This window comes from Salipiger sp. 1_MG-2023 (genome assembly GCF_030547555.1).
Taxonomy (GTDB): domain Bacteria; phylum Pseudomonadota; class Alphaproteobacteria; order Rhodobacterales; family Rhodobacteraceae; genus Salipiger.
This window is the reverse complement of the sequence record NZ_JAUOQN010000043.1, coordinates 21,525-41,264: the sequence shown is the minus strand read 5'-3', so window position 1 is coordinate 41,264 and position 19,740 is coordinate 21,525. Positions and strand designations below refer to the sequence as shown.

The 19,740-nt window shown below is 62.8% G+C and carries 34 protein-coding genes; 20 read left to right on the top strand and 14 right to left on the bottom strand.

Features of this window, described 5'->3' with window-relative positions; translation table 11 throughout:
- Nucleotides 1–137 precede the first annotated feature (137 nt).
- The 14 genes from Q4543_RS17780 to Q4543_RS17720 form a co-directional block, all read right to left on the bottom strand.
- The gene (locus Q4543_RS17780) at nt 138–917 is read right to left on the bottom strand and encodes a tyrosine-type recombinase/integrase (protein WP_368502167.1); all 780 of its coding nucleotides are present in this window, start codon (nt 915–917) and stop codon (nt 138–140) included.
- Between the two features lie 107 nt (nt 918–1,024).
- Nucleotides 1,025–1,306, bottom strand: a complete 282-nt coding sequence (locus tag Q4543_RS24630) for a helix-turn-helix domain-containing protein (protein ID WP_368502166.1) — start codon at nt 1,304–1,306, stop codon at nt 1,025–1,027.
- A 106-nt stretch (nt 1,307–1,412) separates the two neighbouring features.
- Nucleotides 1,413–1,733 carry a hypothetical protein gene (locus Q4543_RS17775; RefSeq protein WP_303440497.1) on the bottom strand — a complete coding sequence of 107 codons (321 nt, stop codon included), beginning with the start codon at nt 1,731–1,733 and terminating at the stop codon, nt 1,413–1,415.
- Nucleotides 1,730–2,098, bottom strand: coding sequence for a hypothetical protein (locus Q4543_RS17770; RefSeq protein ID WP_303440495.1), 369 nt, complete (start codon nt 2,096–2,098; stop codon nt 1,730–1,732). Before Q4543_RS17770 ends, Q4543_RS17775 begins: the two co-directional genes overlap by 4 nt.
- 247 nt (nt 2,099–2,345) lie before the next feature.
- Nucleotides 2,346–2,594 carry a hypothetical protein gene (locus tag Q4543_RS17765; protein ID WP_303440493.1) on the bottom strand — a complete coding sequence of 83 codons (249 nt, stop codon included), beginning with the start codon at nt 2,592–2,594 and terminating at the stop codon, nt 2,346–2,348.
- An 18-nt stretch (nt 2,595–2,612) separates the two neighbouring features.
- On the bottom strand, nt 2,613–2,963 hold the full coding sequence (locus Q4543_RS17760; RefSeq protein WP_303440491.1) for a nuclease domain-containing protein: 351 nt from the start codon (nt 2,961–2,963) through the stop codon (nt 2,613–2,615).
- Entirely contained in the window at nt 2,960–3,355 is a 396-nt protein-coding gene (locus tag Q4543_RS17755) for a recombination protein NinB (RefSeq protein ID WP_303440489.1), read from the bottom strand. The genes Q4543_RS17760 and Q4543_RS17755 overlap by 4 nt, the downstream gene beginning before the upstream one ends.
- Nucleotides 3,352–3,993: an RAD52 family DNA repair protein gene (locus Q4543_RS17750; RefSeq protein ID WP_303440487.1), complete on the bottom strand. Its 642-nt coding sequence runs from the start codon at nt 3,991–3,993 to the stop codon at nt 3,352–3,354. The genes Q4543_RS17755 and Q4543_RS17750 overlap by 4 nt, the downstream gene beginning before the upstream one ends.
- Nucleotides 3,990–4,211 (bottom strand): hypothetical protein, encoded by a 222-nt coding sequence (locus Q4543_RS17745; protein WP_303440486.1) that lies wholly within the window; start codon nt 4,209–4,211, stop codon nt 3,990–3,992. The genes Q4543_RS17750 and Q4543_RS17745 overlap by 4 nt, the downstream gene beginning before the upstream one ends.
- Nucleotides 4,208–4,540 carry a hypothetical protein gene (locus Q4543_RS17740; RefSeq protein ID WP_303440485.1) on the bottom strand — a complete coding sequence of 111 codons (333 nt, stop codon included), beginning with the start codon at nt 4,538–4,540 and terminating at the stop codon, nt 4,208–4,210. The genes Q4543_RS17745 and Q4543_RS17740 overlap by 4 nt, the downstream gene beginning before the upstream one ends.
- A gap of 100 nt (nt 4,541–4,640) precedes the next feature.
- A complete protein-coding gene (locus tag Q4543_RS17735; RefSeq protein WP_303440483.1) occupies nt 4,641–5,021 on the bottom strand; it encodes a hypothetical protein in 381 nt (126 codons plus the stop codon).
- A gap of 28 nt (nt 5,022–5,049) precedes the next feature.
- Nucleotides 5,050–5,871 (bottom strand): hypothetical protein, encoded by an 822-nt coding sequence (locus Q4543_RS17730; RefSeq protein WP_303440481.1) that lies wholly within the window; start codon nt 5,869–5,871, stop codon nt 5,050–5,052.
- Between the two features lie 61 nt (nt 5,872–5,932).
- Complete coding sequence (locus Q4543_RS17725) at nt 5,933–6,139, bottom strand: hypothetical protein (protein WP_303440480.1); 207 nt, start codon at nt 6,137–6,139, stop codon at nt 5,933–5,935.
- Between the two features lie 256 nt (nt 6,140–6,395).
- Nucleotides 6,396–7,028 carry a helix-turn-helix transcriptional regulator gene (locus Q4543_RS17720; RefSeq protein WP_303440478.1) on the bottom strand — a complete coding sequence of 211 codons (633 nt, stop codon included), beginning with the start codon at nt 7,026–7,028 and terminating at the stop codon, nt 6,396–6,398.
- Nucleotides 7,029–7,128: 100 nt separating this feature from the next.
- On the opposite strand from Q4543_RS17720, the gene Q4543_RS17715 reads away from it, so the two are divergent.
- The 20 genes from Q4543_RS17715 to Q4543_RS17620 all read left to right on the top strand — a co-directional run bounded on the left by Q4543_RS17715 (nt 7,129) and on the right by Q4543_RS17620 (nt 19,734).
- Nucleotides 7,129–7,668: a winged helix-turn-helix domain-containing protein gene (locus Q4543_RS17715; RefSeq protein WP_303440476.1), complete on the top strand. Its 540-nt coding sequence runs from the start codon at nt 7,129–7,131 to the stop codon at nt 7,666–7,668.
- A gap of 621 nt (nt 7,669–8,289) precedes the next feature.
- The gene (locus tag Q4543_RS17710; protein ID WP_303440474.1) at nt 8,290–8,724 is read left to right on the top strand and encodes a single-stranded DNA-binding protein; all 435 of its coding nucleotides are present in this window, start codon (nt 8,290–8,292) and stop codon (nt 8,722–8,724) included.
- A 32-nt stretch (nt 8,725–8,756) separates the two neighbouring features.
- Nucleotides 8,757–8,978 carry a hypothetical protein gene (locus Q4543_RS17705; protein ID WP_303440473.1) on the top strand — a complete coding sequence of 74 codons (222 nt, stop codon included), beginning with the start codon at nt 8,757–8,759 and terminating at the stop codon, nt 8,976–8,978.
- The gene (locus Q4543_RS17700; RefSeq protein WP_303440471.1) at nt 8,978–9,253 is read left to right on the top strand and encodes a helix-turn-helix domain-containing protein; all 276 of its coding nucleotides are present in this window, start codon (nt 8,978–8,980) and stop codon (nt 9,251–9,253) included. The genes Q4543_RS17705 and Q4543_RS17700 overlap by 1 nt, the downstream gene beginning before the upstream one ends.
- Nucleotides 9,250–9,510 carry a helix-turn-helix domain-containing protein gene (locus Q4543_RS17695; RefSeq protein WP_303440470.1) on the top strand — a complete coding sequence of 87 codons (261 nt, stop codon included), beginning with the start codon at nt 9,250–9,252 and terminating at the stop codon, nt 9,508–9,510. The genes Q4543_RS17700 and Q4543_RS17695 overlap by 4 nt, the downstream gene beginning before the upstream one ends.
- On the top strand, nt 9,507–9,863 hold the full coding sequence (locus Q4543_RS17690; protein ID WP_303440469.1) for a hypothetical protein: 357 nt from the start codon (nt 9,507–9,509) through the stop codon (nt 9,861–9,863). Before Q4543_RS17695 ends, Q4543_RS17690 begins: the two co-directional genes overlap by 4 nt.
- Nucleotides 9,860–10,039 (top strand): hypothetical protein, encoded by a 180-nt coding sequence (locus Q4543_RS17685; protein ID WP_303440468.1) that lies wholly within the window; start codon nt 9,860–9,862, stop codon nt 10,037–10,039. The genes Q4543_RS17690 and Q4543_RS17685 overlap by 4 nt, the downstream gene beginning before the upstream one ends.
- A gap of 222 nt (nt 10,040–10,261) precedes the next feature.
- Nucleotides 10,262–11,020 (top strand): hypothetical protein, encoded by a 759-nt coding sequence (locus Q4543_RS17680; RefSeq protein WP_303440467.1) that lies wholly within the window; start codon nt 10,262–10,264, stop codon nt 11,018–11,020.
- A complete protein-coding gene (locus tag Q4543_RS17675) occupies nt 11,013–11,348 on the top strand; it encodes a hypothetical protein (RefSeq protein ID WP_303440465.1) in 336 nt (111 codons plus the stop codon). Before Q4543_RS17680 ends, Q4543_RS17675 begins: the two co-directional genes overlap by 8 nt.
- Entirely contained in the window at nt 11,348–12,772 is a 1,425-nt protein-coding gene (locus Q4543_RS17670) for a bifunctional DNA primase/helicase (protein WP_303440463.1), read from the top strand. The genes Q4543_RS17675 and Q4543_RS17670 overlap by 1 nt, the downstream gene beginning before the upstream one ends.
- Nucleotides 12,769–12,915, top strand: a complete 147-nt coding sequence (locus Q4543_RS17665; protein ID WP_303440461.1) for a hypothetical protein — start codon at nt 12,769–12,771, stop codon at nt 12,913–12,915. The genes Q4543_RS17670 and Q4543_RS17665 overlap by 4 nt, the downstream gene beginning before the upstream one ends.
- 4 nt (nt 12,916–12,919) lie before the next feature.
- Entirely contained in the window at nt 12,920–13,528 is a 609-nt protein-coding gene (locus Q4543_RS17660) for a hypothetical protein (protein WP_303440459.1), read from the top strand.
- Nucleotides 13,529–13,691: 163 nt separating this feature from the next.
- Complete coding sequence (locus Q4543_RS17655) at nt 13,692–13,871, top strand: hypothetical protein (RefSeq protein ID WP_303440457.1); 180 nt, start codon at nt 13,692–13,694, stop codon at nt 13,869–13,871.
- The gene (locus Q4543_RS17650; RefSeq protein WP_303440455.1) at nt 13,868–14,587 is read left to right on the top strand and encodes a transcription termination/antitermination protein NusG; all 720 of its coding nucleotides are present in this window, start codon (nt 13,868–13,870) and stop codon (nt 14,585–14,587) included. The genes Q4543_RS17655 and Q4543_RS17650 overlap by 4 nt, the downstream gene beginning before the upstream one ends.
- A gap of 558 nt (nt 14,588–15,145) precedes the next feature.
- Complete coding sequence (locus Q4543_RS17645) at nt 15,146–15,409, top strand: hypothetical protein (protein WP_303440453.1); 264 nt, start codon at nt 15,146–15,148, stop codon at nt 15,407–15,409.
- An 89-nt stretch (nt 15,410–15,498) separates the two neighbouring features.
- Nucleotides 15,499–15,711 (top strand): HNH endonuclease, encoded by a 213-nt coding sequence (locus Q4543_RS17640; protein ID WP_303440501.1) that lies wholly within the window; start codon nt 15,499–15,501, stop codon nt 15,709–15,711.
- A 92-nt stretch (nt 15,712–15,803) separates the two neighbouring features.
- Nucleotides 15,804–16,196 (top strand): P27 family phage terminase small subunit, encoded by a 393-nt coding sequence (locus tag Q4543_RS17635; protein WP_303440451.1) that lies wholly within the window; start codon nt 15,804–15,806, stop codon nt 16,194–16,196.
- Nucleotides 16,180–17,961: a terminase large subunit gene (locus tag Q4543_RS17630; RefSeq protein ID WP_303440449.1), complete on the top strand. Its 1,782-nt coding sequence runs from the start codon at nt 16,180–16,182 to the stop codon at nt 17,959–17,961. The genes Q4543_RS17635 and Q4543_RS17630 overlap by 17 nt, the downstream gene beginning before the upstream one ends.
- Nucleotides 17,958–19,136 carry a phage portal protein gene (locus tag Q4543_RS17625; RefSeq protein ID WP_303440447.1) on the top strand — a complete coding sequence of 393 codons (1,179 nt, stop codon included), beginning with the start codon at nt 17,958–17,960 and terminating at the stop codon, nt 19,134–19,136. The genes Q4543_RS17630 and Q4543_RS17625 overlap by 4 nt, the downstream gene beginning before the upstream one ends.
- Entirely contained in the window at nt 19,105–19,734 is a 630-nt protein-coding gene (locus Q4543_RS17620; protein ID WP_303440445.1) for an HK97 family phage prohead protease, read from the top strand. Before Q4543_RS17625 ends, Q4543_RS17620 begins: the two co-directional genes overlap by 32 nt.
- Nucleotides 19,735–19,740 lie beyond the last annotated feature (6 nt).

Genomic DNA, 19,740 nt, shown 5'->3' with positions numbered 1-19,740 from the left:
TTTCGGTGTAAACGAAACGATGTGCCGCCAAGCTATTCATTTCTGGCCCACAACGCTACTTTCACACAACATTTTCGCCCAGCTATCCAACCTGTTTCCGGTTCGCGCGGTTCAGTGAACCGCAGTGCATTTCGTAACTACGCCCGCGCCGCTTTCAGGCTGGCGAAATCCAGCACATCAACCGCGTCCTGCATGTGGCTCGGCAGGTAGCGCGCATATGTCGTTTCAGTCACGCGCGTGTTGCTGTGCCCGAGCACCTGGGCGACTTTCCCGATGGGGATGCCCGCCGACAGCATCGTCACGGCGGCAGTATGCCGAAGCCCGTGGATCGTGATGTGCCCGATGCCCGATCGCTCAACCGCGTTGACGAAGCCCGTCCGAATGCTCTTGACGCGGCGGCCCCCGTATTCGATCACATAGTCAGACAGAGCGGCTTCCTTAGCTGCGAGAAGGGCCGGGCGCGTTGCGTTGTTCATTGGCACGATTGCCCGGCCTTTCCGTGTCTGCTCATCTTCGATCCGCAGATTGATGATGCCCCGCTCGAAATCCACGCGGCTCCATTCCAGATCCAGCACAGCGCCAATCCGCGCGCCGGTCCCGAGCAGGAGCACCAGCGCCAGACGGATATGCGGATCGTGTGCCCCGTCGATCAGCGCCCGAGCCTCGCCACGATTCAGCACCCGGATTTCCGGCTGAGGCTTTGCCGGCCGCCAGATCTTCGGCGCGCGATCGATAGCCTGCACATCAACCGCGAAGTTCATGGCGCTGCGAAGGTGGCCGAGCTCCGTCCAGACGGTATTCTGTGACTTGCCCGCCTCGTACCGCTTGCGCTTGTACTCGACGCACATCGCCTTGGTGATCTGCTCCGGGGTGTAGGCCCCGAAGTGCTGAAGGATAGGCTTTCCTGTCGATCCCATGGTGCGCGCCGTGGGCTTGTCGCCAAGCTCTTCGACGTAGGCTTGCCATAGGTCCGCGATGGTCCCGCCGCGCGGTCTGCTCGCGGCGAACTTCTCCCGGTAGACCCTCAGCCCCTCGGCTTCCGCTTCCTTACGGGAGCGTGCCGCAAGCTGATGACGGGTTCGCTTGCCGGTGCTGGGGTCGATCCAGTGGACGCAGAAGCCGCCTCGCAGGCGTCCGATTGTAATGTCTGGCATTCGTATTCCTCGACGTGTTCAGGTTTGATGCGATAGAGCCGACCAAGCCGGAAGTGGCCAAGCCGGTTCGCCTTGCATAGCTGACGCACCGTCTCCGGGCTACACTGCCAGCGGCCCGCGAGGGTTTCCGGGGTGTAGGGGCTGCTGGTCATGTCAGCGCCCCCACGATCAGCAGCACCGCCCAAATCGGCCACGCGCTGCCGACCACCAGCGCGACGATGAGGTAAACCACCACGGCGAGCTCTTTTCGGTCGTCGGTCATTGGTTCGGCTCCCCGGCAAGGGCGAGGAAGGCGCGGGCGGTCGGCAGCAGCTTGCCCGCCATGCGCCCCGCCTCGTCGTCTTCTACCGCCATGAACGCGAGGCCGGTCTCCACCGTCCTCATGGCCTTGCGTGCCTCGGCAAGCTGGTCCCGCAGCGCGTCCCGCTCGGCGGCGAGGGGTGCGATCTGCTCGTCATGCACCTGCCGCAGCACCAGCGCGATAAACTGCGCCGTCGCATCCTCGATGATGCTGCCGCGCACGAGGTCGCGGGCCATCTCGCGCAGCGCCCCTTGCGTGGGTTTCGTCGTGTCGGTCATGCTGTGGTCTCCTTGAGGGCGGCGCGGGCGGCGTATTCCATGAGCCTCACGTCATCGGCATCGAATTCGCGGCGCTCATGCCCCATCTCGTCGTCGTGTGCGTGGCATTCTTCGCGGTGGTCCCGGATCAGTGCCAGCACCCTCCGCAGATCGGCGTTCTCGGCTTCCAGCGCGGCACCCCGTTCGCTTGCGCGGCGCACGTCGTCCTGTAGCGCAAGCTCGCGCTCGGCGGCGGCGGCAAGGTCGCTGGCGAGGCTGTCGCGCTCGGCGACTAGGGCGCGGGTTTTTTCCGCCCAGATGTGGTTTCTGCTGGCGTCCATCATGTCGGCCTCGCGCATCATCGCCTTTGTGCTGGTGTTGGTCATGCTGCTGTCTCCTGTTTGTGGGCGTAGCCGCCCCATTGCGCGGCGGCGGTCATGTCAAAAAAGTTCCATCTGCATAGATTCCTCCCGCAGCGCAGGCTCCTCCCAGATGAGGGCTCCGCGCGGGTACTCTTCCCACTCGACAAAGCATCGGGTGTGGAAATCCGGCTCTGCGAGCATGAGGCCCATATCAAGGCCACCGGCTCCTGCGCAGAGGGATAGTCCGTTTCGGGGAGGTAGCACCATGTCATCATGCGATCCAAACGATGCCCGCGATTGCGAGGCCCCATGCGATGCCCACCATGGCGATGACGGCCCCGCCGGCGCGGCGGTTGGGCGTGGTGCTGATCCCGTGGCGGCGCTCGATCTCGGCGTGCAGGGCGAATGTGTCCTCGCCTCTCAGCCATGCGCGCACTCTGTCGCCGGACTGGTAGCTGATGACGGGCGGCTCTGTGTGCAGGGCCTCGGCGGTGCGGGGTATGTCGGTCGTGTCGGTCATGCGGTGCGGTCCTCTCTGTCAGGCGCGGGCGAGCTGGATCAGACCAGCGGCGCGGCGATTGGCGAGCGTCGTCATGAACGCACGCAGAACGTCATCCCAGCCAAGCGCGGCCTCGGCCCAGCGTTTGCGGCTGTCGAAAACCGCGTGGCAGCAATCGCAGGCATCCAAGATGAAAATGTCGTCGGGCTTCTGGCCCATGCCAGCGAAGCCGAAAAAGCGCATATGGCAGCCCACGGTGCGCGCCGGGTCATGGCAGCAGACGCCGGGGATCATCAGCGTGCAGTCGCGGCCTCGGGCGTCGTCGCGGATCAGCTTCACAGCTGCGGGGCGCTGGCCTTTCTGAAAAATTGGGCGCTGGGTGATGTTCATGGCGTCATCTCGTATGGGTTAGGCTCGCTCCACTGCACGCCGTGGCGGTCGCCGTATTCAGAAATGAAGGTGATCAGGTCCACCATCTGAGCCTTGCGAAGTCGGGACGTCCTGAACCCAACGGGGAACGGCTCGCCATTAAGGCCGGTCTGAAATTGTGTTTCGAAGCCAAGCGCGTGCATGAACAAGGCTTTCCATGTCTCCGCTGGATGCTGTCGGCCTTCCGGCATGGCTCGGGAAATGTCGGAAAGCATGGCCCACATTTTGGCGTTCTGGTCCGTCGTTCGGCTCGGCTCTCGGATGATGACCTCAAAGCCGTTAGGCAGCCCCGCAACCTCGCGCGATACTGCCTCGCGGTTATGGCAGCGGATTATGCGGAGCGCCCCCTTCACTGGTACTGCGTCCCGTTGGCGGGGGCCTGACAGACGCGGGCGGTCTGGTCGCTGTAGGCTTTCGAAAGCTCCCCCTGCATCGGCTCGGGAAGGCTTGCGAAGGTCTTTTCGGTGACGGGGTGTTTCCACAGCCTGTCAAGCGCCTGCACGTCCTGTGCCTTCAGGATCGCGGCCTTGATCCTGTCGCGGCTCTCGGCAGGTGTCGGCTCCGATTCACGCACGTTCGCCTTGCTCTTGTCGTAGAGCGCAAGGCCGAACGGGTTGCCGAAGGTCATCAGGGCGCGCTTCATCGCGTCCGTCTCAGCTTCCTTCATGCCGCTCTCGTGTGCCTGCCCGACGTCACGGTCGATGCCTTGGCCGAAACCGGTGCCATCGCGCACAACGTCTCCGACAGTGATCCGCACGCGCGCCATATAATCCACGCGCATCTTGCTGTTTACCTCGCGCGGATCGCCAAGCTGCCGGATCTCGACAGCCTCGCGGTTCCATGCGCCGAAACCGAATATGCGGTTGGCCTCGGCAATAGCGTGCCATCCTTCGATGTAGCTGACCGATGCGCCGCCTTGGGTGCGCCCCTTGACGTGCTTCGGATCTAGCGGGGCGTTCAGGTGCTCGCTTGCTTCCTTCCAGTCAATCATGTCCATGCCTCCTGTACCTTTGCGGCGGCGGCATACTCAGCCCGCGCCGCGTCAAATCTCTCGCGCGACATTGCGCGCCATTGCGGGTTGACCCAGCCGGTCGCGAAAGCATCAACCACACGCTCGCGCATCGTCTCGGATGCGATCTGCATGGCGATCCGGGCTGCGGCAGCTTGGCCGATCCCGAAATCATCGCGCATCATCAGGGGATGGATCATTGCGCAGCCATCCCATAGCCTGTGGACCAGCCGGGGCGGGTATTCCCTAGCCATGCCGTGCGATTGGCGGTCTGGGCCTCGATGACTGCGTGCAATGCGCTGTCTGCCACGAAATCCGATGCGCCCATCGTGACGCGGAACATGCCGATCGGGAGCCGCTCGATAACGCAGCCGAACACCTCTGCATTGCCGGTGTCTGCAAGATCGGTCAGGGCTTGAATCAGCGGCCCGTCGATGTGGTGCAGATCCCCGGCCCGCGCCATGGAGTGAAGGGCGGCCGCGCCGGAAAGCGTCAGGTCGCTGTCGGTGAATTGCTCAAGAGGATCCATTAGCAGGCCCCGCAGGCTTGGACGCCGCGAATGGTCGCGACCGTCAGGTGAATGAGATACGCGCCAAGCAGCGCGGCGATGATGAGGGATGTGGCGCGGGTCATGCGCCCAGCCCCGAGCCGTTGCACCAGTCGCAGCGTGCGTCGGTCCATTTGTCGTGGTCGTATTCGTCCAACCGCCAGCCTTGGCCGGAACAGGTGCGGCAGAGATCACCAGAGCAACCACCGGCGTCGATGTGCGCCTGCGCGTGATCTGCAAGCGGGCGCATGGGGCGGCGGGTGCGCGGCCCGATGAAGGCGTCTTGCTTGGTGCGCTGCTCGCGCTGGCTGGCCTTCATCTTGGCCCAGACGGCATTGGCTCGGGCCTTCATCTCGGACAGCGCTGCGTCTTTCCCGATCGCCTGATAGCGATCAGCAATCGCCCGGTTGCGCTCTGCAACGCTCACGGAGTCCCAATCGTGCTTCACCGGATCGTGCTTCATGGCGTGTCTCCCTATGCGCTGGGGTGGGTCAGGCGTTGTCGATCGCGGCGAGTTCGGCGGCGAGCTTGGCCTTACGGGCCTCGACCTTCGCAGCGTCATCTGCGGCCTTCATCGCCAGAATGTCGGCTGGGATCGTGAGGGCGGCGTGCGTCTCGACCCAGCGGGTGAGCGTCCCGAAGTCCAGGCGGGTGCTGTAGGTTTTGCCATCGAGCGAAAAGGCCGGAGATTTGCGGAATGCATCGCAGGTCCGGTCGAACTCGGATGCAATGGCGTCGGCCCGTTCATCTTCCGTGTCGAAAAACTGGAATCTACAACCGTAGTTGTCGCTGCTGTACCGCTTGCAGGACCACGCCTTACCGGTGTCCCAATCGCCGCCCGAAAGGCGAAGGTAGCTTGCGTTCCGCATCTGCGGAATGCTGGGGACTTCGCGTCCAGGGTGGTAACTGCCTTCTTTGACCGTCAGGGGGTAGAGCGTCTGGCCTTCGAGCAGCTTGCCAAGGTCGATCATAACCTTGTGCGTCTTCATCCAATCGGCTAGCTGGCGCTGTGCTGTCTCAAGGTCGTGACGAGCGCGCCAAGTCTCATTCGCGGCATCCCGCTTGGTTTTTGCAATCTGAGATTGCAGCGCGGCAAGTTCGGCTTGCTTGGCCGCGATATCCGCGTTCAGTGCCTCGACCGGCGGGGCGTCGAACAGGTCGCAGCGGCGGCGTTCGACCAAGTATTCTGCGGGTTCGTGACCGTATTCTTCGCCGGTGTCGACATCGACAACTTTGACCATGGGGCGAACGTAGGCAGTGCCGTCGCGCTCATGGTCCAGATCGAAAGCTGCGCCTGTTTTGTCGTAAAGCATCTGTGTCTCTCCCTATGCGCTGGCGCCTGCGGTGCTGGTGATGGGGCGGATCGTCAGCATGTCACGCCCGCCCGATCTGGCTGGCGCGCTCGGGCATCGCCGCAGAGATGGTCACGCGGGGGAACACGTCGCGCTCAATCTTGGCGAGGCGGTCTGCGCTCTCAGCCAGCGCGCGCCGGTTGCCGGTGAGCGCGCCGCGCAGGGCGTTCTCGCGTTCCAGCGCGATCATCGCGTGGATTGCGTCAATGTCGGTCGTGGAAATGGTCATCGGTCTGTCTCCCTGCCGCTTCGTGCGGCTATGGGGAGAGTATGTGTGCCAATTGGCACTGCGTCAAGCGAAAAAGTGCCATTTGGCACAGTATTGAAATTACCCTTGCGTGCCGTAAGGCATCGGCCTTACAGATAATGCATTGCAAATACTGGTGAGTTCATGAATCGGAATACGGTGCCGGTCGGGCACAGCGGCTACAGTGGGGCCGGGAGCGGCGTCATTTGCCAGGGCATGATTGACGCAGCGGTAGAGGTTATTTCTGCTCGTTGCGACGCAGAATCCCACGGATCTGCGCTTCCACGAGTCGCCGCTCTTCTGGCGTCAGCAGGTCAAAGAGGGCTCTTGCTGCGCTCGCCTCGTCAGCATCCTTCAGAGCAATGAAATCGCTGATGGATTTCCCATAATATGCGGCGATCAGCATTGCATTCTCAACGGTCGTTGACGAGTTCTCGCGCGCCTTAAGCTTGTTTAGAACGTCACGAGACACACCGGTCTCATTCACCAGGTCGGACAGTTTCGTCCCGTGCCTGTCGAGATGCCAAATAAACGCGTGTCTGAAATCATGTGCCATACGGCATGTGAATGACACATCCGCAATTATTGGCAATGTGTCATTCGGCACTTGACCTCGCTTGTGCCAATTGGCACTATTGTCCGCATGGGCACACATCACAAAATCATCGCCGAACTGGACGCATACTGCGAGCGCGCGGGGATAGAGCCGTCCACGGTCTGCCGCAAGGCGACCGGCAACCCGCGCCTCCGCGACCGGCTGATCTCCCGGATCGAGCGGACAAATTCTGACGTTGCAGCGCTGCGCAGGTTCATGGATGCGAACCCGGCTGAGAATGCTGAGGCGGCGGAATGAATAACCATGCCAAATCAACTAGGCGTGACATTGCGCCGCAACAAGTGCGGGGCGGCGAAAACCGGGCGGCGTGGTTAACGGGCGACAAGCTTCGCCAGGTCTGGATGAGGGCGTGCGCATGAAAGCCGTTGTCTCTGAAAACGACCTTCTCGGCGCCAAGACAGACGGCATGACCCGCATGGATCTCGCGCGAGACATTGGCTGCTCTCGGACTGCTGTTATCCGTGCTGAGGCGCGCCACGGGCTGTACCTGAGAAAAGGCCCCAGCGTCAAGTCGAGCTACGATGATATCGAGCAAATGGCGCACGAGATGGCGGCGCGGGATGCCGTCGAGTGGCTGCTTGAAATCATCAACAGCGTCATGTCCCCAGACGATATGCGGTGCCGCTGGCCGGGCATCCACATGACGGTGAAACAGCGTGATCTTCTGCTGTACCTCTATGGATACGAAGGTAAGACCAGAACCAAGCCGCAGATCATGGATGCGATCTACTCGGCGACAGAGGACGCGCCCGGCGCCAAGATCATCGATGTATACATCTGCAAGCTGCGGCGGCTCATCAAGGGCACCGGGGCGCGCATCGAGACGGAATGGGGCGTCGGGTACTCGTTCCATCGTGACGCCGGCGTCGTCTTCTCTTGGGAGCGCGAGGCATGACCATTTCCCACGCCCATACCGGCGCTCTCCCCCCCGCCGGTCAGCGCGCTGGCGGGGCGATTTCCCCCCTAGCTACCGCCAGCGCGTGTCTATTCCCAGCCGACGTCCATGCGCGCCCACTCCGCGCATTTGGCGGCTCCTCGCGCTACCGGGGGCAGCGTGCGGCTGTCGAAGCCCCCGACCAGATCCCGGCACGGCGGGTAATCCGTGGTCTGTCCTTCCTGTTGCGGTTCATCCGCCACCTGGCCGGGGCTGTAATGGTCCCGGCGCTTTTTGAGGGGGCGACGGGGTGATAAATATCTTCGCTTTCTTCTTCTGGCTGGCGATCCCGCCGCCAGAAGGGGTGCCGTCCGTCCGGGTGCCGATCCCCGTGGCGTTGATGCTGGCAATGATCGGACGCCTAATTCCGCACAACCGTCACCGCTGCGTTCTGGCCGCAGCATGGAGCGCCAAAGCGGCGATTAGTTAAAGCGCCGGGGCACAGCATCGCCCCGGCTAGTATCCGCCCCCGGCTTCATCGCCGTTCCCCACACGCTGACTGTCGCTGATGGCGAGCGCGGCGTGATCCATTTTTACCCGGCCGATGCGGTCGGGATGTGACCCCCTGAAAGGTGACAGACTATGCAAACGCTCACGATTGCGGGAAACGTCGGCAAGGATGCCGTTCTGCGCCGCACCAACAACGGCGACCCGGTGCTGAATTTCTCGCTGGCGGTCGACAACGGCAAGGACCGCGACGGCAACCGCCGGGACAGCACATGGTTCGATTGCTCGATCTGGGGCAAGCGCGCTGAAAGCCTTGAGCGCCACATCAGCAAGGGGACGAAGCTTGTCCTTCGCGGTCGGCCCACGTCCCGCGCCCACGACGGAAAGGCGTATCTCGGCATCAACGTCGATGACCTGACGTTCATGGGCGGTGGGTCTGACGGCGGATCGCGCGGCGGTGACAGCTACGGCGGCGGGCAGGGCAACGGCTACGGCGCGGGCGGACGGCCGGGCGGCGGAAATCGTGACCTTGACGACGAAATTCTGTTCAACGCAGAGGGTCGCATCTGATGTTTGGGCATCCTCAAGCGGCACAATGTCCGGTGAAACCGACCGGACAGCGCCTCGCCAAGAAGCCCCGCGATCTGTTCGGACTGCGCGCGAAATGGCTGCGGTTCGCGGATGAGCGGCAGCTCCGCCGCCTCGCAAAGCTGCATGTCAGGATCGAACGCCGCAAGGTGCTGATCGCGGAAGACCACGCGGAACGGCTGCGCATTCAGGATTGCTGCGTGAAGCGCATGGAGCGCGCCGGGGGGGTCCACTGATGACCAAGCTTGGCCCTAAGCGCGAGGCGCTGGCATATCGCATCTGGACGATGGCGCAGCGTCGCGGCTGGGAAAACATCACTCAGCAGGACATTGCCGACGAGCTTCGCATCAGCGCGGGAAGCGTGAGCCAGATCCTCATCGCAAAAGGCTGGGGCGGGCGGACTGCTGGCACCACCGACGAGCGCCGGGAGCACACGTCGCAGCTGGCGGCGAAGGGGCGCGGGGCGCGGTTCGATACCAACATCCTCGACGTGGTGGAGATGATGCGATGACCGACGCAGAAACGCAATGTGAGCGCCTGCTGCGGCACCTCTTGGCCGAGGACGGCATCACCACGCTTGAGGGCATGATGCACCTGCACATCGGCGACGTGCGCGCCCGTATCCGCGATCTGCGGGACGCTGGCATCGACGTGTCCGACGAGCGGCTGCCGAGCGATCAGGGCGGATCTTACAAGCGCTGGTATCTCAAGCCCGGCGAGCGCGCCAAGATCGCGGCCCGCAAGGCAGCGCAGGAGGGCAGGGCGTGAACCGGCTGACCATCAAACTGCCGTGGCCCCCAGCTGCGCTGAACCCGAACAAGCGCAAGCATTGGGCGGCTCTGGCGGCTGCGAAAGCTGCGTACCGGCGCGAGTGCTGGGCCGAGGCGTGCGCGTGGGGCGTGAACCGGTTCAAGGTCAAGCAGCTCGGCGTGCATCTGGAATTCTACCCGCCCGATCGGCGCAAGCGCGACGACGACAACATGATCGCGGCGTTCAAGGCCGGGCGCGATGGCTTGGCCGATGCCGTGGGCGTGGATGATGCCGAGTGGCGCACCACCTACGCGTTCCCCGGAGAAACTGGCGGCTATGTCATCGCCGTTCTGAGCGAGGTGGCAGCATGACCGACCTTGCCACGAAAGCGGACACCTACGCGGCCCGGATCGAGCTTCTGGCGGCATCGCCTGAGCCTGACGCGGGGGAGAAGCTGCGCCAGGAATTGCGGCTGCTGAGAACGCTGCTTGCGGGGCACAAGCCTGCCGTGAATCGCCAACAAAATAAGGGGGTTCGCCGTGGTTAACGCTTGTCGCGCGAGCGGTGAATATGCTATGAAAAGGAACGGCCCGCAAGCTGCGTCAACAGCAAACGGGCCTAACCAAAACCGAACCTGTTCAGGAGGTGCGATGATGGCTGAATACGGCCAATATAATGATTCCCTGTGCGCGGGCAATCCCCCAACTTGTAACGAATGGCAGAGCATTGGTGCGCTTGCCGCTGCCATCGCCAAAAAGGCGGTGCAGAAATGAGCGGCTGGTATGCGGTGAAGCGCGGGACGCTCGAACACGAGATGTTCGCTCCCGTTGGCAAGTGGTCCCGCTTCGAGGCGTGGTCGTGGATGATCGAGAGCGCGGCCTACAAGCCGACGACCATCGACCTTGCAGGATCGCCTCACGTAGTGCCGCGTGGCGCGCTGTGCTTCTCTCTGAGGTTCCTCGCTGACAAGTGGCAATGGTCCGTGAAGTCTGTTCGCGGGTTCCTAGAGAAGCTTGAGCGCCACGGCGCGGTTGAAATCCAGACGGTTACAGTCAGGAATAAAAGGGGCACAGCTCGGACACAGGTAAGCCTTTGCAATTATGAGAAATATCAGACTGCGGGGCACAGCTCGGGCACAGCTGGGGCACAGCAAGGGCACAAAGAAGAACAAGTAACAAATATTCCCGTAGGGACGGGCGCTTCCGCGCCCATCGATCCGGCCAAGATGGTGTTCGATGCGGGCGTCAATTTGCTGGGCGATGCGGGCATTCAGCAAGGCAAGGCAAGAGGCATCATCGGGAAGTGGCGCAAGACGCATTCCGACGAGGCGTTGATCGCGGCATTCGGTCGCTGCCAGCGCGAAGGCGCAGTTGATCCCGTGGCCTACATCGCCGGAGCGCTTCGCTTTCAGGGGCAGCAGCAGGAGCGGCGCAAGAGCCACCCGGAGATCGGGGAAACGCGAGATTTCCACGGCGTGACGAAGCGCTACGCGGGCAACGGCGTGGGCTGGGTGGTCGAACATGCTTGATCTGGACGCATGGGTCGAACGCGCGGCCATCATGGAATTCGACGGCGGGCTGTCCCGCTTCAAAGCAGAGACGCTGGCGGCAGAGGCGCAGGGCACCACCCGCTGGAAGGCAGTGGAGGCAATGGGCGATGCGGAGCGAAAGCGAAATTCTGAGGGAAGCCGGGGTCGAGGTCAGGCGCTGGACGGGCAACAACGCTCGGTGCCCGTGCCCGGAGTGCAGCCCAATGCGTCGGAAAAAGACGGACCCTTGCCTGAGCGTGACGAGGACGCCGGACGGGGTGGTCTGGCATTGCTGGCATTGCGGGCACAGCGGCGGGGGGTTCTTTGATGACCGACGTTCTGAAATGGCTGACCGAGGTACGCAAACTGGACGCCGCGCTTTTGGCGGATATGGGCGTGAAGGCGCAGGATCATCCGCAGCTCGGACAGGTCGCGGCGTTCGCGTATCAGCGGAACGGCAGGCCCTACGCCGGTAAATTCCGCGCGGCGGATCGCAAGGATTGGCGCAGCACGCAGGGCGTGTCGCGCGGCCTCTACAACGAGGACAGCTTGCGGGAAGGCAATTCGCCCATCGTCATTACCGAGGGCGAGATTGACACCCTCAGCGTGATGCAGGCGGGGTATCTTCGGGCGGTATCCCTCCCGGACGGCTGGACCGAAGACGGCGGCAAGCGCGAATGCCTGATCGAGGCGGAAGGACTGTTGCGCCAGTCGCCGTATGTGATCGTCGCAGGCGACAACGACCAAGCCGGATCGAGCCTCCCCAGGACCGTTGCAAACATCCTGGCCGGACACGAGGTTCGGTTTGTGACGTGGCCGGAGGGCTGCAAGGACGCGAACGACGTTCTTTGCGCATATGGCGAGGGAGAGCTTGCCCGGTGCCTGACGGAAGCCAAGCGCATCGACCCCCCCGGCGGGTTCATCACGGGCATTTCCGATTTGCCGCCGCTGCCCCCGCGCCGCGTCCTGCGGGTTGGGATGCCCCCGTTTGACTACGTGATGGCTTTCGAGGTTGGCGCGATGTCCGTAGGCACCGGCACGCCGGGTTCGGGCAAATCGACCTTCACCACGTTTGCCGCGTATCAGATCGCCATGAACGAAAACATCCGCGTCGGGATGCTGTCTTTCGAAACGCACCCATACCGGACCCGCGACCACCTTTCGCTGCTTCACGCGGGCGCGCCTTGGCAGGATCTAGACGCATCGCGCCGCGAAGCAACCGGCAAGTTTCTGGACGAGCATTTCCGCATCGTGCACCGGACGTTTGAAGACGGGCAGCACAATCTCGGGTGGTTGCAGTCGATGATCTACACGCTTGCCGTCCGCGATGACTGCAAGTTGATCATCATCGACCCGTGGAACGAGCTGGAACACATGCCCGAGCCGGGCGAAAACATGACCAGCTATATCAACTTCGCGCTGCAACAGATCCGGCAGTGGGCGGAACAGTACGACACGCATATCTGCGTGATTGCCCACCCCCGCAAGATGATGACCGACGGCAAGCCGCGCAGCCCGACCGGCTACGACATTGCCGACAGCGCGGCATTCTTCAACAAGCCCAGCCTGGGGTTCAGCGTCCACCAAGAGCAGGACGATGACGGCGAAAACTTCGTGCGTGTGAGCGCGTGGAAGGTTCGCGATGTGCAGCTGTACGGGATCGAAAAGGGCGACACCCGCCTGACGTTCAGCCCGGTCGCGATGACCTACCGGAAATATGAAAGCAACGCAGCGTTCAGGAGCGCAAGATGACCGACATTATCAAACTCGCAGCGCAAATCTATCTGGCCGAGATAGCCGGAAGGGAGGCCGCTGACGCTTGCGCGGATGACGGCGGGACCGCGAACCTGGATCACGTCGTGATCTGCCGACCTTCCACCGCCACGGGAGCCTGACGCAATGAACACGATCAACCCAGCCGCAGTATTTCGCACGGACATCAGCACCGCAGTCGCGCACGAGGCCGAAATCGGGGCGCTAATGCTCAAGCTCGCGAAAGGGACGGGGGCCGGGAAGCTGCCGGTCTCGCAGGATGACAGCAAGACGGCGAGCAAGGTCAACCGCAAGACGGGATTAACCACGAAGCTCCGGGCCGCTCTGCGCAAGGGCCCGGTGCATTGCCGAGAATTTGCGGCGGCGCACGGCGTCTCCTCGAAAATGGTGGTTTCCTGCGTCGGCGGTCTGAAAAATAGCGGATGTGAGATCAGCAGGGAATACCCGAACGGGAAGTCTCAGGGCGCGGTCTATACGCTCGTCCGCTCGCGGACGAAGGCCCCCAACCCCCAATCGGCCAAGGGGCGCAGTGCCATGCGCCAGGATCGGATCGTCTCCATGCTCTCAGTCCGGGCGATGACGAGGCCGGAGATAACCGAGGCCTTGGGCATCTGCCCGCGTCAGGCGAGGTACACCATCGACCGGGTGGTCAGGAGCGGGCGCATCCGCGCGGTCGGCGGCGAAGGTACCAAATCGTCGCCTTTTGTCTATCGAGCGCGCGAGGTGTCGGCATGAGCACGTTGGAGCAGATCACCGAGGCCCGGAAGCCTGAGCCCCGCGCAAAATCGTATGTGCAGGTTCCCGCCGCTCGTCCAGCGTGCTCCTCGTCGGAGATTGTCACCACGTCTGTATCGCTCGGCCCTCGGCCGCCGTGGGATGAGCCGCAGGAGGGCGAGGCATGAGCACCCCGATTTTCGGCAGCATCTGTGTTGACGGCCTGTTCTCCGCGTTCTGGCTCGAGCCGGGCCGGTGCAGCACGTTCATCGACGGCGAATTTCAGAGCCGCGCCGATGCGCGGGAGGCCGCGCAGGCGGAATACGCGCGCCGCAGCGCCGCGCGGGCGGGAAGCGCAGAATGACCCCGGACCAGCAAGCACGCATTCGACAGCGCGGCAATGGCGTGGGCCGTCATGAGCAAGAGCCGGAAGGCGCGGTCGGTCTACCGCTGCGCCTTCTGCGGATATTGGCACGTAGCAGGATAGGGCAGGACATGACGGACGACACGCTCAAGAGCTGGTATATGTGCGTGACCACCACGCGCCAGATTGCGCCGTTCTACGGGGCTGAAAAAATGCGCGGTGATTTCGCGGTCGAGGCCCAGCTGCGCGACATGGGCCTGCAAGCTCACGCGCCGCGCAAGATAGAGTTCAAGCGGAAGGGCAAGAACCGCTTTGCCGAGGCCATCACAGGCGCATACCTGCCCGGATATGTTTTCGCCCGTATTCCGCCCCCCAAGTTCACCGAGGCGCTCGGTGCGCGCGGCATCGGATCGACCCTCATGGCCGTGTCGTGGCGTGAGGTTCGCGACAACGTTCTGCCGTTCATCGACCGCGCCAGCGCCGAGGAGGCCGAGGCTATGCGGATCGCAGAGCGCGGTAGCCATGCCGAGATGTGCGGGTTCAAAGCGGGCGAGGCAATCCGCGCGATCGCCGGACCCTTCGCTGATCGGGTCTTGGAATTTGGCCGCATGGTGCGCAATGCCGAGGGCTGGCCCGAGATCGAGACCGAGGTCGAGCTGCTCGGCAAGGTGGTCAAGGTCCGGCTTGACCCTTTGGACGTGAGGCGGGCAGGGTGACGCTATCCCTTGTGTCAACCGCCAATTGTGCTATATTCGGCGCAAGGTCGCACCAGGATATCTCCGGTCGTGCCCGTCCACCGGCCCGCGCCTCACGGCGGAATTGCGGATAGGGCCGGAGCGATAGCTATTGCGCCCGGCCAATGCGTCGGGCGTTTCGATTCACCGGGTTCCGGTTGATGCAGGGTTGGGCCTAGCGGGCGAGCTAAGCGACCCGATACACCAGCGCCAAGGTGTCCCTGCATCATCCCGAGCGCGGCGCGCCTAAGTCTTCCCCATCGGAAGACGGTTAACCTGATGGCGCATCCGGCAGATTGCTGACGCGTTCGATATGACCTGCCCCTCTACGGCAAGCCTGTGCACAAGGCCCCGCACGGGTCGGTTTTCACCGCCTTCCTCTCGGCTCATAGCGTGCTGTGACCCGAGACGAGCGCGGATAGCACAGGCACATCAAGTCCAGCCTTCTGCGTGGGCCGGGTGAGTTGATCACACCCGCCGCGCTCACACCCTCGGGCAGGATAGCCCAGCACCCACACAGGACGGATAGGAGGGCAGGCAATGGCCGACACATTCCAAGGCATGACGGGCGGCATGACCGGCCCCGCAACACATGCGGCATCCGTCACACCGAGCGACAGCACTGACCTGAGCGCGGTATCCCGCGCGATCATGGTCGGCGTATCTGGCGACGTGGCTGTCATCACGCAGGGCGGCGAGACAGTCACCCTGCCGTCGCTGCAAGCTGGCCTGCCGTATGCCGTGCGCGTATCCCGTATTCTCAGCACCGGCACCACGGCAACAGGCATTGTCGCCCTCTGGTGACCAAGCGAGATGGGCGCAGGCTCTACAACCTGGCGAGGTGGAAGCGGCTTAGGCTGCAAGTCATCGCAAGGAGCGGCAACAAGTGCCGGATGTGCAGGACGCCTCTGGACCTCAAGGGCAGGTCATCCCCAACTTCGGCGGAGGTCGATCACATCACCCCGCACAAGGGCGATGAAACGCTGTTCTTCGACCCTGGGAACCTTCAGGCGCTGTGTAAGCTGTGCCACGCCAGCCGCAAGCAGCGGGAGGAGCGAGGCAGGTCCGACCGGATGGCGCGATCCGACGGATGGACCCCCCGATAAAAAGGCAGGGGGCCGGTTTTGCTACAACCTGACGCCCTCCTCCGTTTGCACTCCGAACAGCCCCGAAACAAGGGTAGGGGTTATATTATAACATGACCAAGCCCCGCCAGCCCCGATATGCCGATATTTTCCGTGCTGATGAAGCCAAGCGGGCCAAGGCGGCGGAGGTCTGGCACGAGACGATTGCCTTCCTTGACGAGAGCGGGCTTTTGAACGCCCGGCGGGTTGAGATAGCGGACAGATACGCGCGGGCTTGCGCTGAGTATCACACGCTCTACCCGCTGGCGGCGGAGGAAGGGCCGGTCAAGGTCGGGCCGAATGGCGGCGACGTGTTCAACTTCAATTGGTCAGCCTGCGAAAAGCTAAACGACCGAATGGCGAAGTTCGAGGACGCGCTTCTTCTCAGCCCGAAGGCGGCGCAGGACAAGGTTTCGGCGCAGAAGGTCGTGACGAAAAAGACGGCGGCAGATGGCTACCTCGATTGACCGGACCACGGACTATGCCGGGCGCGTAGTTGATGGCCGGATCATCGCGGGGGAGCTTGTCAGGCTGGCGGCTCAGCGGCATCTGGACGACCTGAAGGCAGGGGGGCAGCGCGGCCTGAAATGGGTGCCTGCGGAAGCAGAGCGTGCGATCAACTTCTTTCCTTCCGTGCTGTCGATCACCGAGGGCGCGAAGGTCGGGCAGCCGTTCGAGCTGCTGCCGTGGCATCTTTTCGTCGTCGGGTCGATCTATGGATGGAAGGACCGCAACGGGCTGCGGCGGTTCCGGTTTGTCTGGATGGAGACCGGCAAGGGGCAGGCGAAGTCTCCGCTCATGGCTGGCTTGGGCCTGTACGAGATGTTGGGGCGGCGCAACAAACGTGCTGAGGTCTATTGCATCGGCCAAGACAAGAACACGGCCAAGGTGATGTTTCGCGATGCTGTTGCGATGTGCCGGGCAGAGATACCCGGCAACGAAGGCGACACGCTGGAGAGCAGTCAGCGGGTGATTATCCGGGGCACTGGCGACAACGCTTGGAAGATCGAGCATCCGAAGAGCAGCAGCAGCTTTCAGCCCGTGGCGAACACTGACGCGATCTCTGGGCCGAAGCCGAAGCTGGTTCTCGGTGACGAGATCCACGAGATGAAGACGAACAAGGGCATTCAGATCTGGCGCGCGGCAATTGCCAAGATGAGCGGCGATCCGATGATGGTGCTCGGGACGAACACGCCCAGCATCGACCAGAGCGTCGGGACGGATTACAGCGAGTATTTCCAGAAGGTGCTGCGGGGCGAGTTCACCGACGACAGTGCTTTCGGCTACATCGCCCGGACGGACAAGGGCGACGACCCGATGAACGACGAAAGCTGCTGGGTCAAATCCCTGCCTGCTCTCGGCATCACCTACCCGGTGGATAACGTGCGCAAGGAGGTTGAGACCTCGCGCAACATGATTTCCACGGCGCTGACGACCAAACGCCTGTATTTCGGCATTCCTGTGGGGACGGCGGGCTTCTGGATCGCAGAAGACGCTTGGGAAGGTACGCAGGGCATGGTTGATGAGGCCGAGATGGCAGGGCGCAAACTGCACCTGTCGCTTGACCTTGCCGAAAAGAACGACCTGACTGCGCTTTCGGGTTGCTGGGAAGGCGAGGAAATGGCGGTGAAGACGTGGTATTGGACCACGGATCAGCGTCTACAAGAACGAAGCACAGCGGACGAGATCCCTTACCGGGAGATTGCGGAACAGGGGCAGATCACCATCACGTCGGGTGCGGTTATCGACTACACCTTTGTCGTGGCGCGCATCATGGAGCTTTGCGCGCGCCACGACGTCGAACAGATGGTTGTGGATACGAAGTTCATCCCGAACCTTCTCAGCGCGGCTGAAATGGCCGGGTTCGATTGCTGGATGTACGAAGGCCCGGACGAGCCCGAAGGAGTGGGGCTGAAGATCGTGCCGCACGCGCAGGGCGGCAAGGTGGTTTTCGAGGACAAGATGCTCTGTATGCCGCACTCCATGCGGCACCTTGAGGACGCCATCCTTCGCGGTGTCCTGACGATTGATCGGAACAGGGTCACGACGATCTGCGCATCTAACGCGGTGGTGCAGTCGGACGCCTTCAAAAACAAGTTCTTCCACAAGAACAGATCGCGGGGCCGTATCGACGGCATGGTGACGATTGCCATGGCTGTCGGGTCTGCTGCGAGCAACATGGCGGCGCGGTCGCGCTCCTATCTCGAAGATGAGGACATGATCTTCCTATGAACCTTCTTGGCAAGATTTTCGGAGCCAGGGAGACCAAGGACGCATCGCCTGAGAACAAGGAGGACCGGATCTTCTTTGCAGGGGTCGGGTCTTATGGCTCTCGCGAGTTCACCAGCGTCGCGGCTGCGCTTCGTGCGGGCGCGGTCATCGCGTCCGGTATTGGTACCATGCCGCTGCGGCTGGAGGGGGCCGGGTCGCGAACCGATGCGCGGCTGAACGAGCTTCTGAACGAAGAACCGCACGAGCTGATGACGGCAATCGAGTTCCGCGAGCATTTGACCATGCACGCGGTTTTCAACGGCGCGGGCCGGGCCTATGTGCGGCGCGATGCGCAGGGGCGAGCGGTCGAGCTGATCCCGCTTCACCCCGCATGGTGCGGCGCGGGATGGGTTCTGAAGAACGGCGAATATGTCCTTCCGGTGAGCATCGAGCAGGAAGGCATCTCCGGCGATTTCCGGCGCGATGACATTCTGGAGGTCACCGCCCCGCGCTGGGATATGCTGGCCGGTCTGGACGTGACGCGGGCCTGCAATCGTGTGCTCGGGCTTTCCAGGCGCTTGCAGGACAAGCAGGCGAAAATGTCGGACACGAATGCTCCGGCGGGTGTGCTGTTCGTTGATCAGATGGCTGGCGCTGACGCGGTGAAGAAGATCAAGATCGGCTGGCACAAGCAGTTCGGGGAAAGCGGCATCGGCGTTGTCGATGTGCCCGGATCGTTCACGCAGATGACGCAGACCGCCAGCGACCAGCAGCTTCTGGACACGATGAAGTTCCAAGTTGAGGAGGTGGGGCGCATCTACGGGGTGCATCCCTACTACCTCGGGCAGACGCAGGGCAGCGGCGCGCAGGGCGCGATCTCCGATGTGATGCTGTTCCATCAGGTTGTGACCATGGCACCTTGGATCGAGCGATGGGAGGCCGCGCTTCGTCGCTCTGTCCTGAAGGGCACAGGCGTCCGGGCAAACTTCGATGAAACGGCGTTGATGCGGACCACGCCGCAAGTCCGGGCGGAGATCTATGCCCGTGCGCTTGGGTCTGGCGGCAATGTGCCGTGGATGACGGAAGACGAAGTTCGAGAAGGCAAGAACCCGTTCGGGCTGGACCCGCGCGGGGATGATTTTTGGCGAAAGCAGAGGGCAGGCAATGAAGCTCCAGCACAAATTCCAGCCCCTTGAGGCTGAGGTAAGCGAGCGCGGCCATGTGACCGGCTACGCGAGCAAATTCGGCATCAAAGATCAGGGCGGCGATATTGTCGTCAAAGGCGCGTTTTCCGGCGGCAACCGCAAGGTGCGGATGCTGCGCGACCATGACCCGAGCAAGGTTGCCGGGGTGTGGGACGTGATCGAAGAGGACAGCACCGGGCTGCACGTCGAAGGCCGGATCAATCTCGGCACCACGCTCGGGAAAGACCTGTATGCAGATCTCGACTTCGGCGCGGTGGACGGCATGTCAATCGGCTATCGCACGGTAGACGCGGTGAAGGCATCCGGCGGGCGTGAGCTGCGCAAGGTGGATCTTTGGGAAGTTTCCTTCGTGGCCTTCCCGATGCTGCCGGAAGCGGTGGTGCAATCGGTCAAGAGCATCGAGGGCGAAAACCCGGCGGTGCTGAAAAGATTTGTCGAGGAAATCATGCGTGAGGCGGATTTCTCGGCTGATGAGGCTAAGGCGGCGGCGGCTGCTGTGGCCCGAGTTCGCGCGGAACGCGAGGTGAGCGACGAACACAAGGCGGCGGACTTTGCCGCCGTCCTGAAAGACGCAATTCGCGGCCTCTGAGCTTAG

Coding starts and splice junctions, on each gene's coding strand:
- Q4543_RS17780 (WP_368502167.1), bottom strand. CDS start 917: ATGGGATCGACAGGAAAGCCTATCCTTCAGCACTTCGGGGCCTACACC.
- Q4543_RS24630 (WP_368502166.1), bottom strand. CDS start 1,306: ATGACCAGCAGCCCCTACACCCCGGAAACCCTCGCGGGCCGCTGGCAG.
- Q4543_RS17775 (WP_303440497.1), bottom strand. CDS start 1,733: ATGACCGACACGACGAAACCCACGCAAGGGGCGCTGCGCGAGATGGCC.
- Q4543_RS17770 (WP_303440495.1), bottom strand. CDS start 2,098: ATGACCAACACCAGCACAAAGGCGATGATGCGCGAGGCCGACATGATG.
- Q4543_RS17765 (WP_303440493.1), bottom strand. CDS start 2,594: ATGACCGACACGACCGACATACCCCGCACCGCCGAGGCCCTGCACACA.
- Q4543_RS17760 (WP_303440491.1), bottom strand. CDS start 2,963: ATGAACATCACCCAGCGCCCAATTTTTCAGAAAGGCCAGCGCCCCGCA.
- Q4543_RS17750 (WP_303440487.1), bottom strand. CDS start 3,993: ATGATTGACTGGAAGGAAGCAAGCGAGCACCTGAACGCCCCGCTAGAT.
- Q4543_RS17745 (WP_303440486.1), bottom strand. CDS start 4,211: ATGATCCATCCCCTGATGATGCGCGATGATTTCGGGATCGGCCAAGCT.
- Q4543_RS17740 (WP_303440485.1), bottom strand. CDS start 4,540: ATGGATCCTCTTGAGCAATTCACCGACAGCGACCTGACGCTTTCCGGC.
- Q4543_RS17735 (WP_303440483.1), bottom strand. CDS start 5,021: ATGAAGCACGATCCGGTGAAGCACGATTGGGACTCCGTGAGCGTTGCA.
- Q4543_RS17730 (WP_303440481.1), bottom strand. CDS start 5,871: ATGCTTTACGACAAAACAGGCGCAGCTTTCGATCTGGACCATGAGCGC.
- Q4543_RS17725 (WP_303440480.1), bottom strand. CDS start 6,139: ATGACCATTTCCACGACCGACATTGACGCAATCCACGCGATGATCGCG.
- Q4543_RS17715 (WP_303440476.1), top strand. CDS start 7,129: ATGAAAGCCGTTGTCTCTGAAAACGACCTTCTCGGCGCCAAGACAGAC.
- Q4543_RS17710 (WP_303440474.1), top strand. CDS start 8,290: ATGCAAACGCTCACGATTGCGGGAAACGTCGGCAAGGATGCCGTTCTG.
- Q4543_RS17700 (WP_303440471.1), top strand. CDS start 8,978: ATGACCAAGCTTGGCCCTAAGCGCGAGGCGCTGGCATATCGCATCTGG.
- Q4543_RS17695 (WP_303440470.1), top strand. CDS start 9,250: ATGACCGACGCAGAAACGCAATGTGAGCGCCTGCTGCGGCACCTCTTG.
- Q4543_RS17685 (WP_303440468.1), top strand. CDS start 9,860: ATGACCGACCTTGCCACGAAAGCGGACACCTACGCGGCCCGGATCGAG.
- Q4543_RS17680 (WP_303440467.1), top strand. CDS start 10,262: ATGAGCGGCTGGTATGCGGTGAAGCGCGGGACGCTCGAACACGAGATG.
- Q4543_RS17675 (WP_303440465.1), top strand. CDS start 11,013: ATGCTTGATCTGGACGCATGGGTCGAACGCGCGGCCATCATGGAATTC.
- Q4543_RS17670 (WP_303440463.1), top strand. CDS start 11,348: ATGACCGACGTTCTGAAATGGCTGACCGAGGTACGCAAACTGGACGCC.
- Q4543_RS17665 (WP_303440461.1), top strand. CDS start 12,769: ATGACCGACATTATCAAACTCGCAGCGCAAATCTATCTGGCCGAGATA.
- Q4543_RS17660 (WP_303440459.1), top strand. CDS start 12,920: ATGAACACGATCAACCCAGCCGCAGTATTTCGCACGGACATCAGCACC.
- Q4543_RS17655 (WP_303440457.1), top strand. CDS start 13,692: ATGAGCACCCCGATTTTCGGCAGCATCTGTGTTGACGGCCTGTTCTCC.
- Q4543_RS17650 (WP_303440455.1), top strand. CDS start 13,868: ATGACCCCGGACCAGCAAGCACGCATTCGACAGCGCGGCAATGGCGTG.
- Q4543_RS17645 (WP_303440453.1), top strand. CDS start 15,146: ATGGCCGACACATTCCAAGGCATGACGGGCGGCATGACCGGCCCCGCA.
- Q4543_RS17640 (WP_303440501.1), top strand. CDS start 15,499: ATGTGCAGGACGCCTCTGGACCTCAAGGGCAGGTCATCCCCAACTTCG.
- Q4543_RS17635 (WP_303440451.1), top strand. CDS start 15,804: ATGACCAAGCCCCGCCAGCCCCGATATGCCGATATTTTCCGTGCTGAT.
- Q4543_RS17630 (WP_303440449.1), top strand. CDS start 16,180: ATGGCTACCTCGATTGACCGGACCACGGACTATGCCGGGCGCGTAGTT.
- Q4543_RS17625 (WP_303440447.1), top strand. CDS start 17,958: ATGAACCTTCTTGGCAAGATTTTCGGAGCCAGGGAGACCAAGGACGCA.
- Q4543_RS17620 (WP_303440445.1), top strand. CDS start 19,105: ATGAAGCTCCAGCACAAATTCCAGCCCCTTGAGGCTGAGGTAAGCGAG.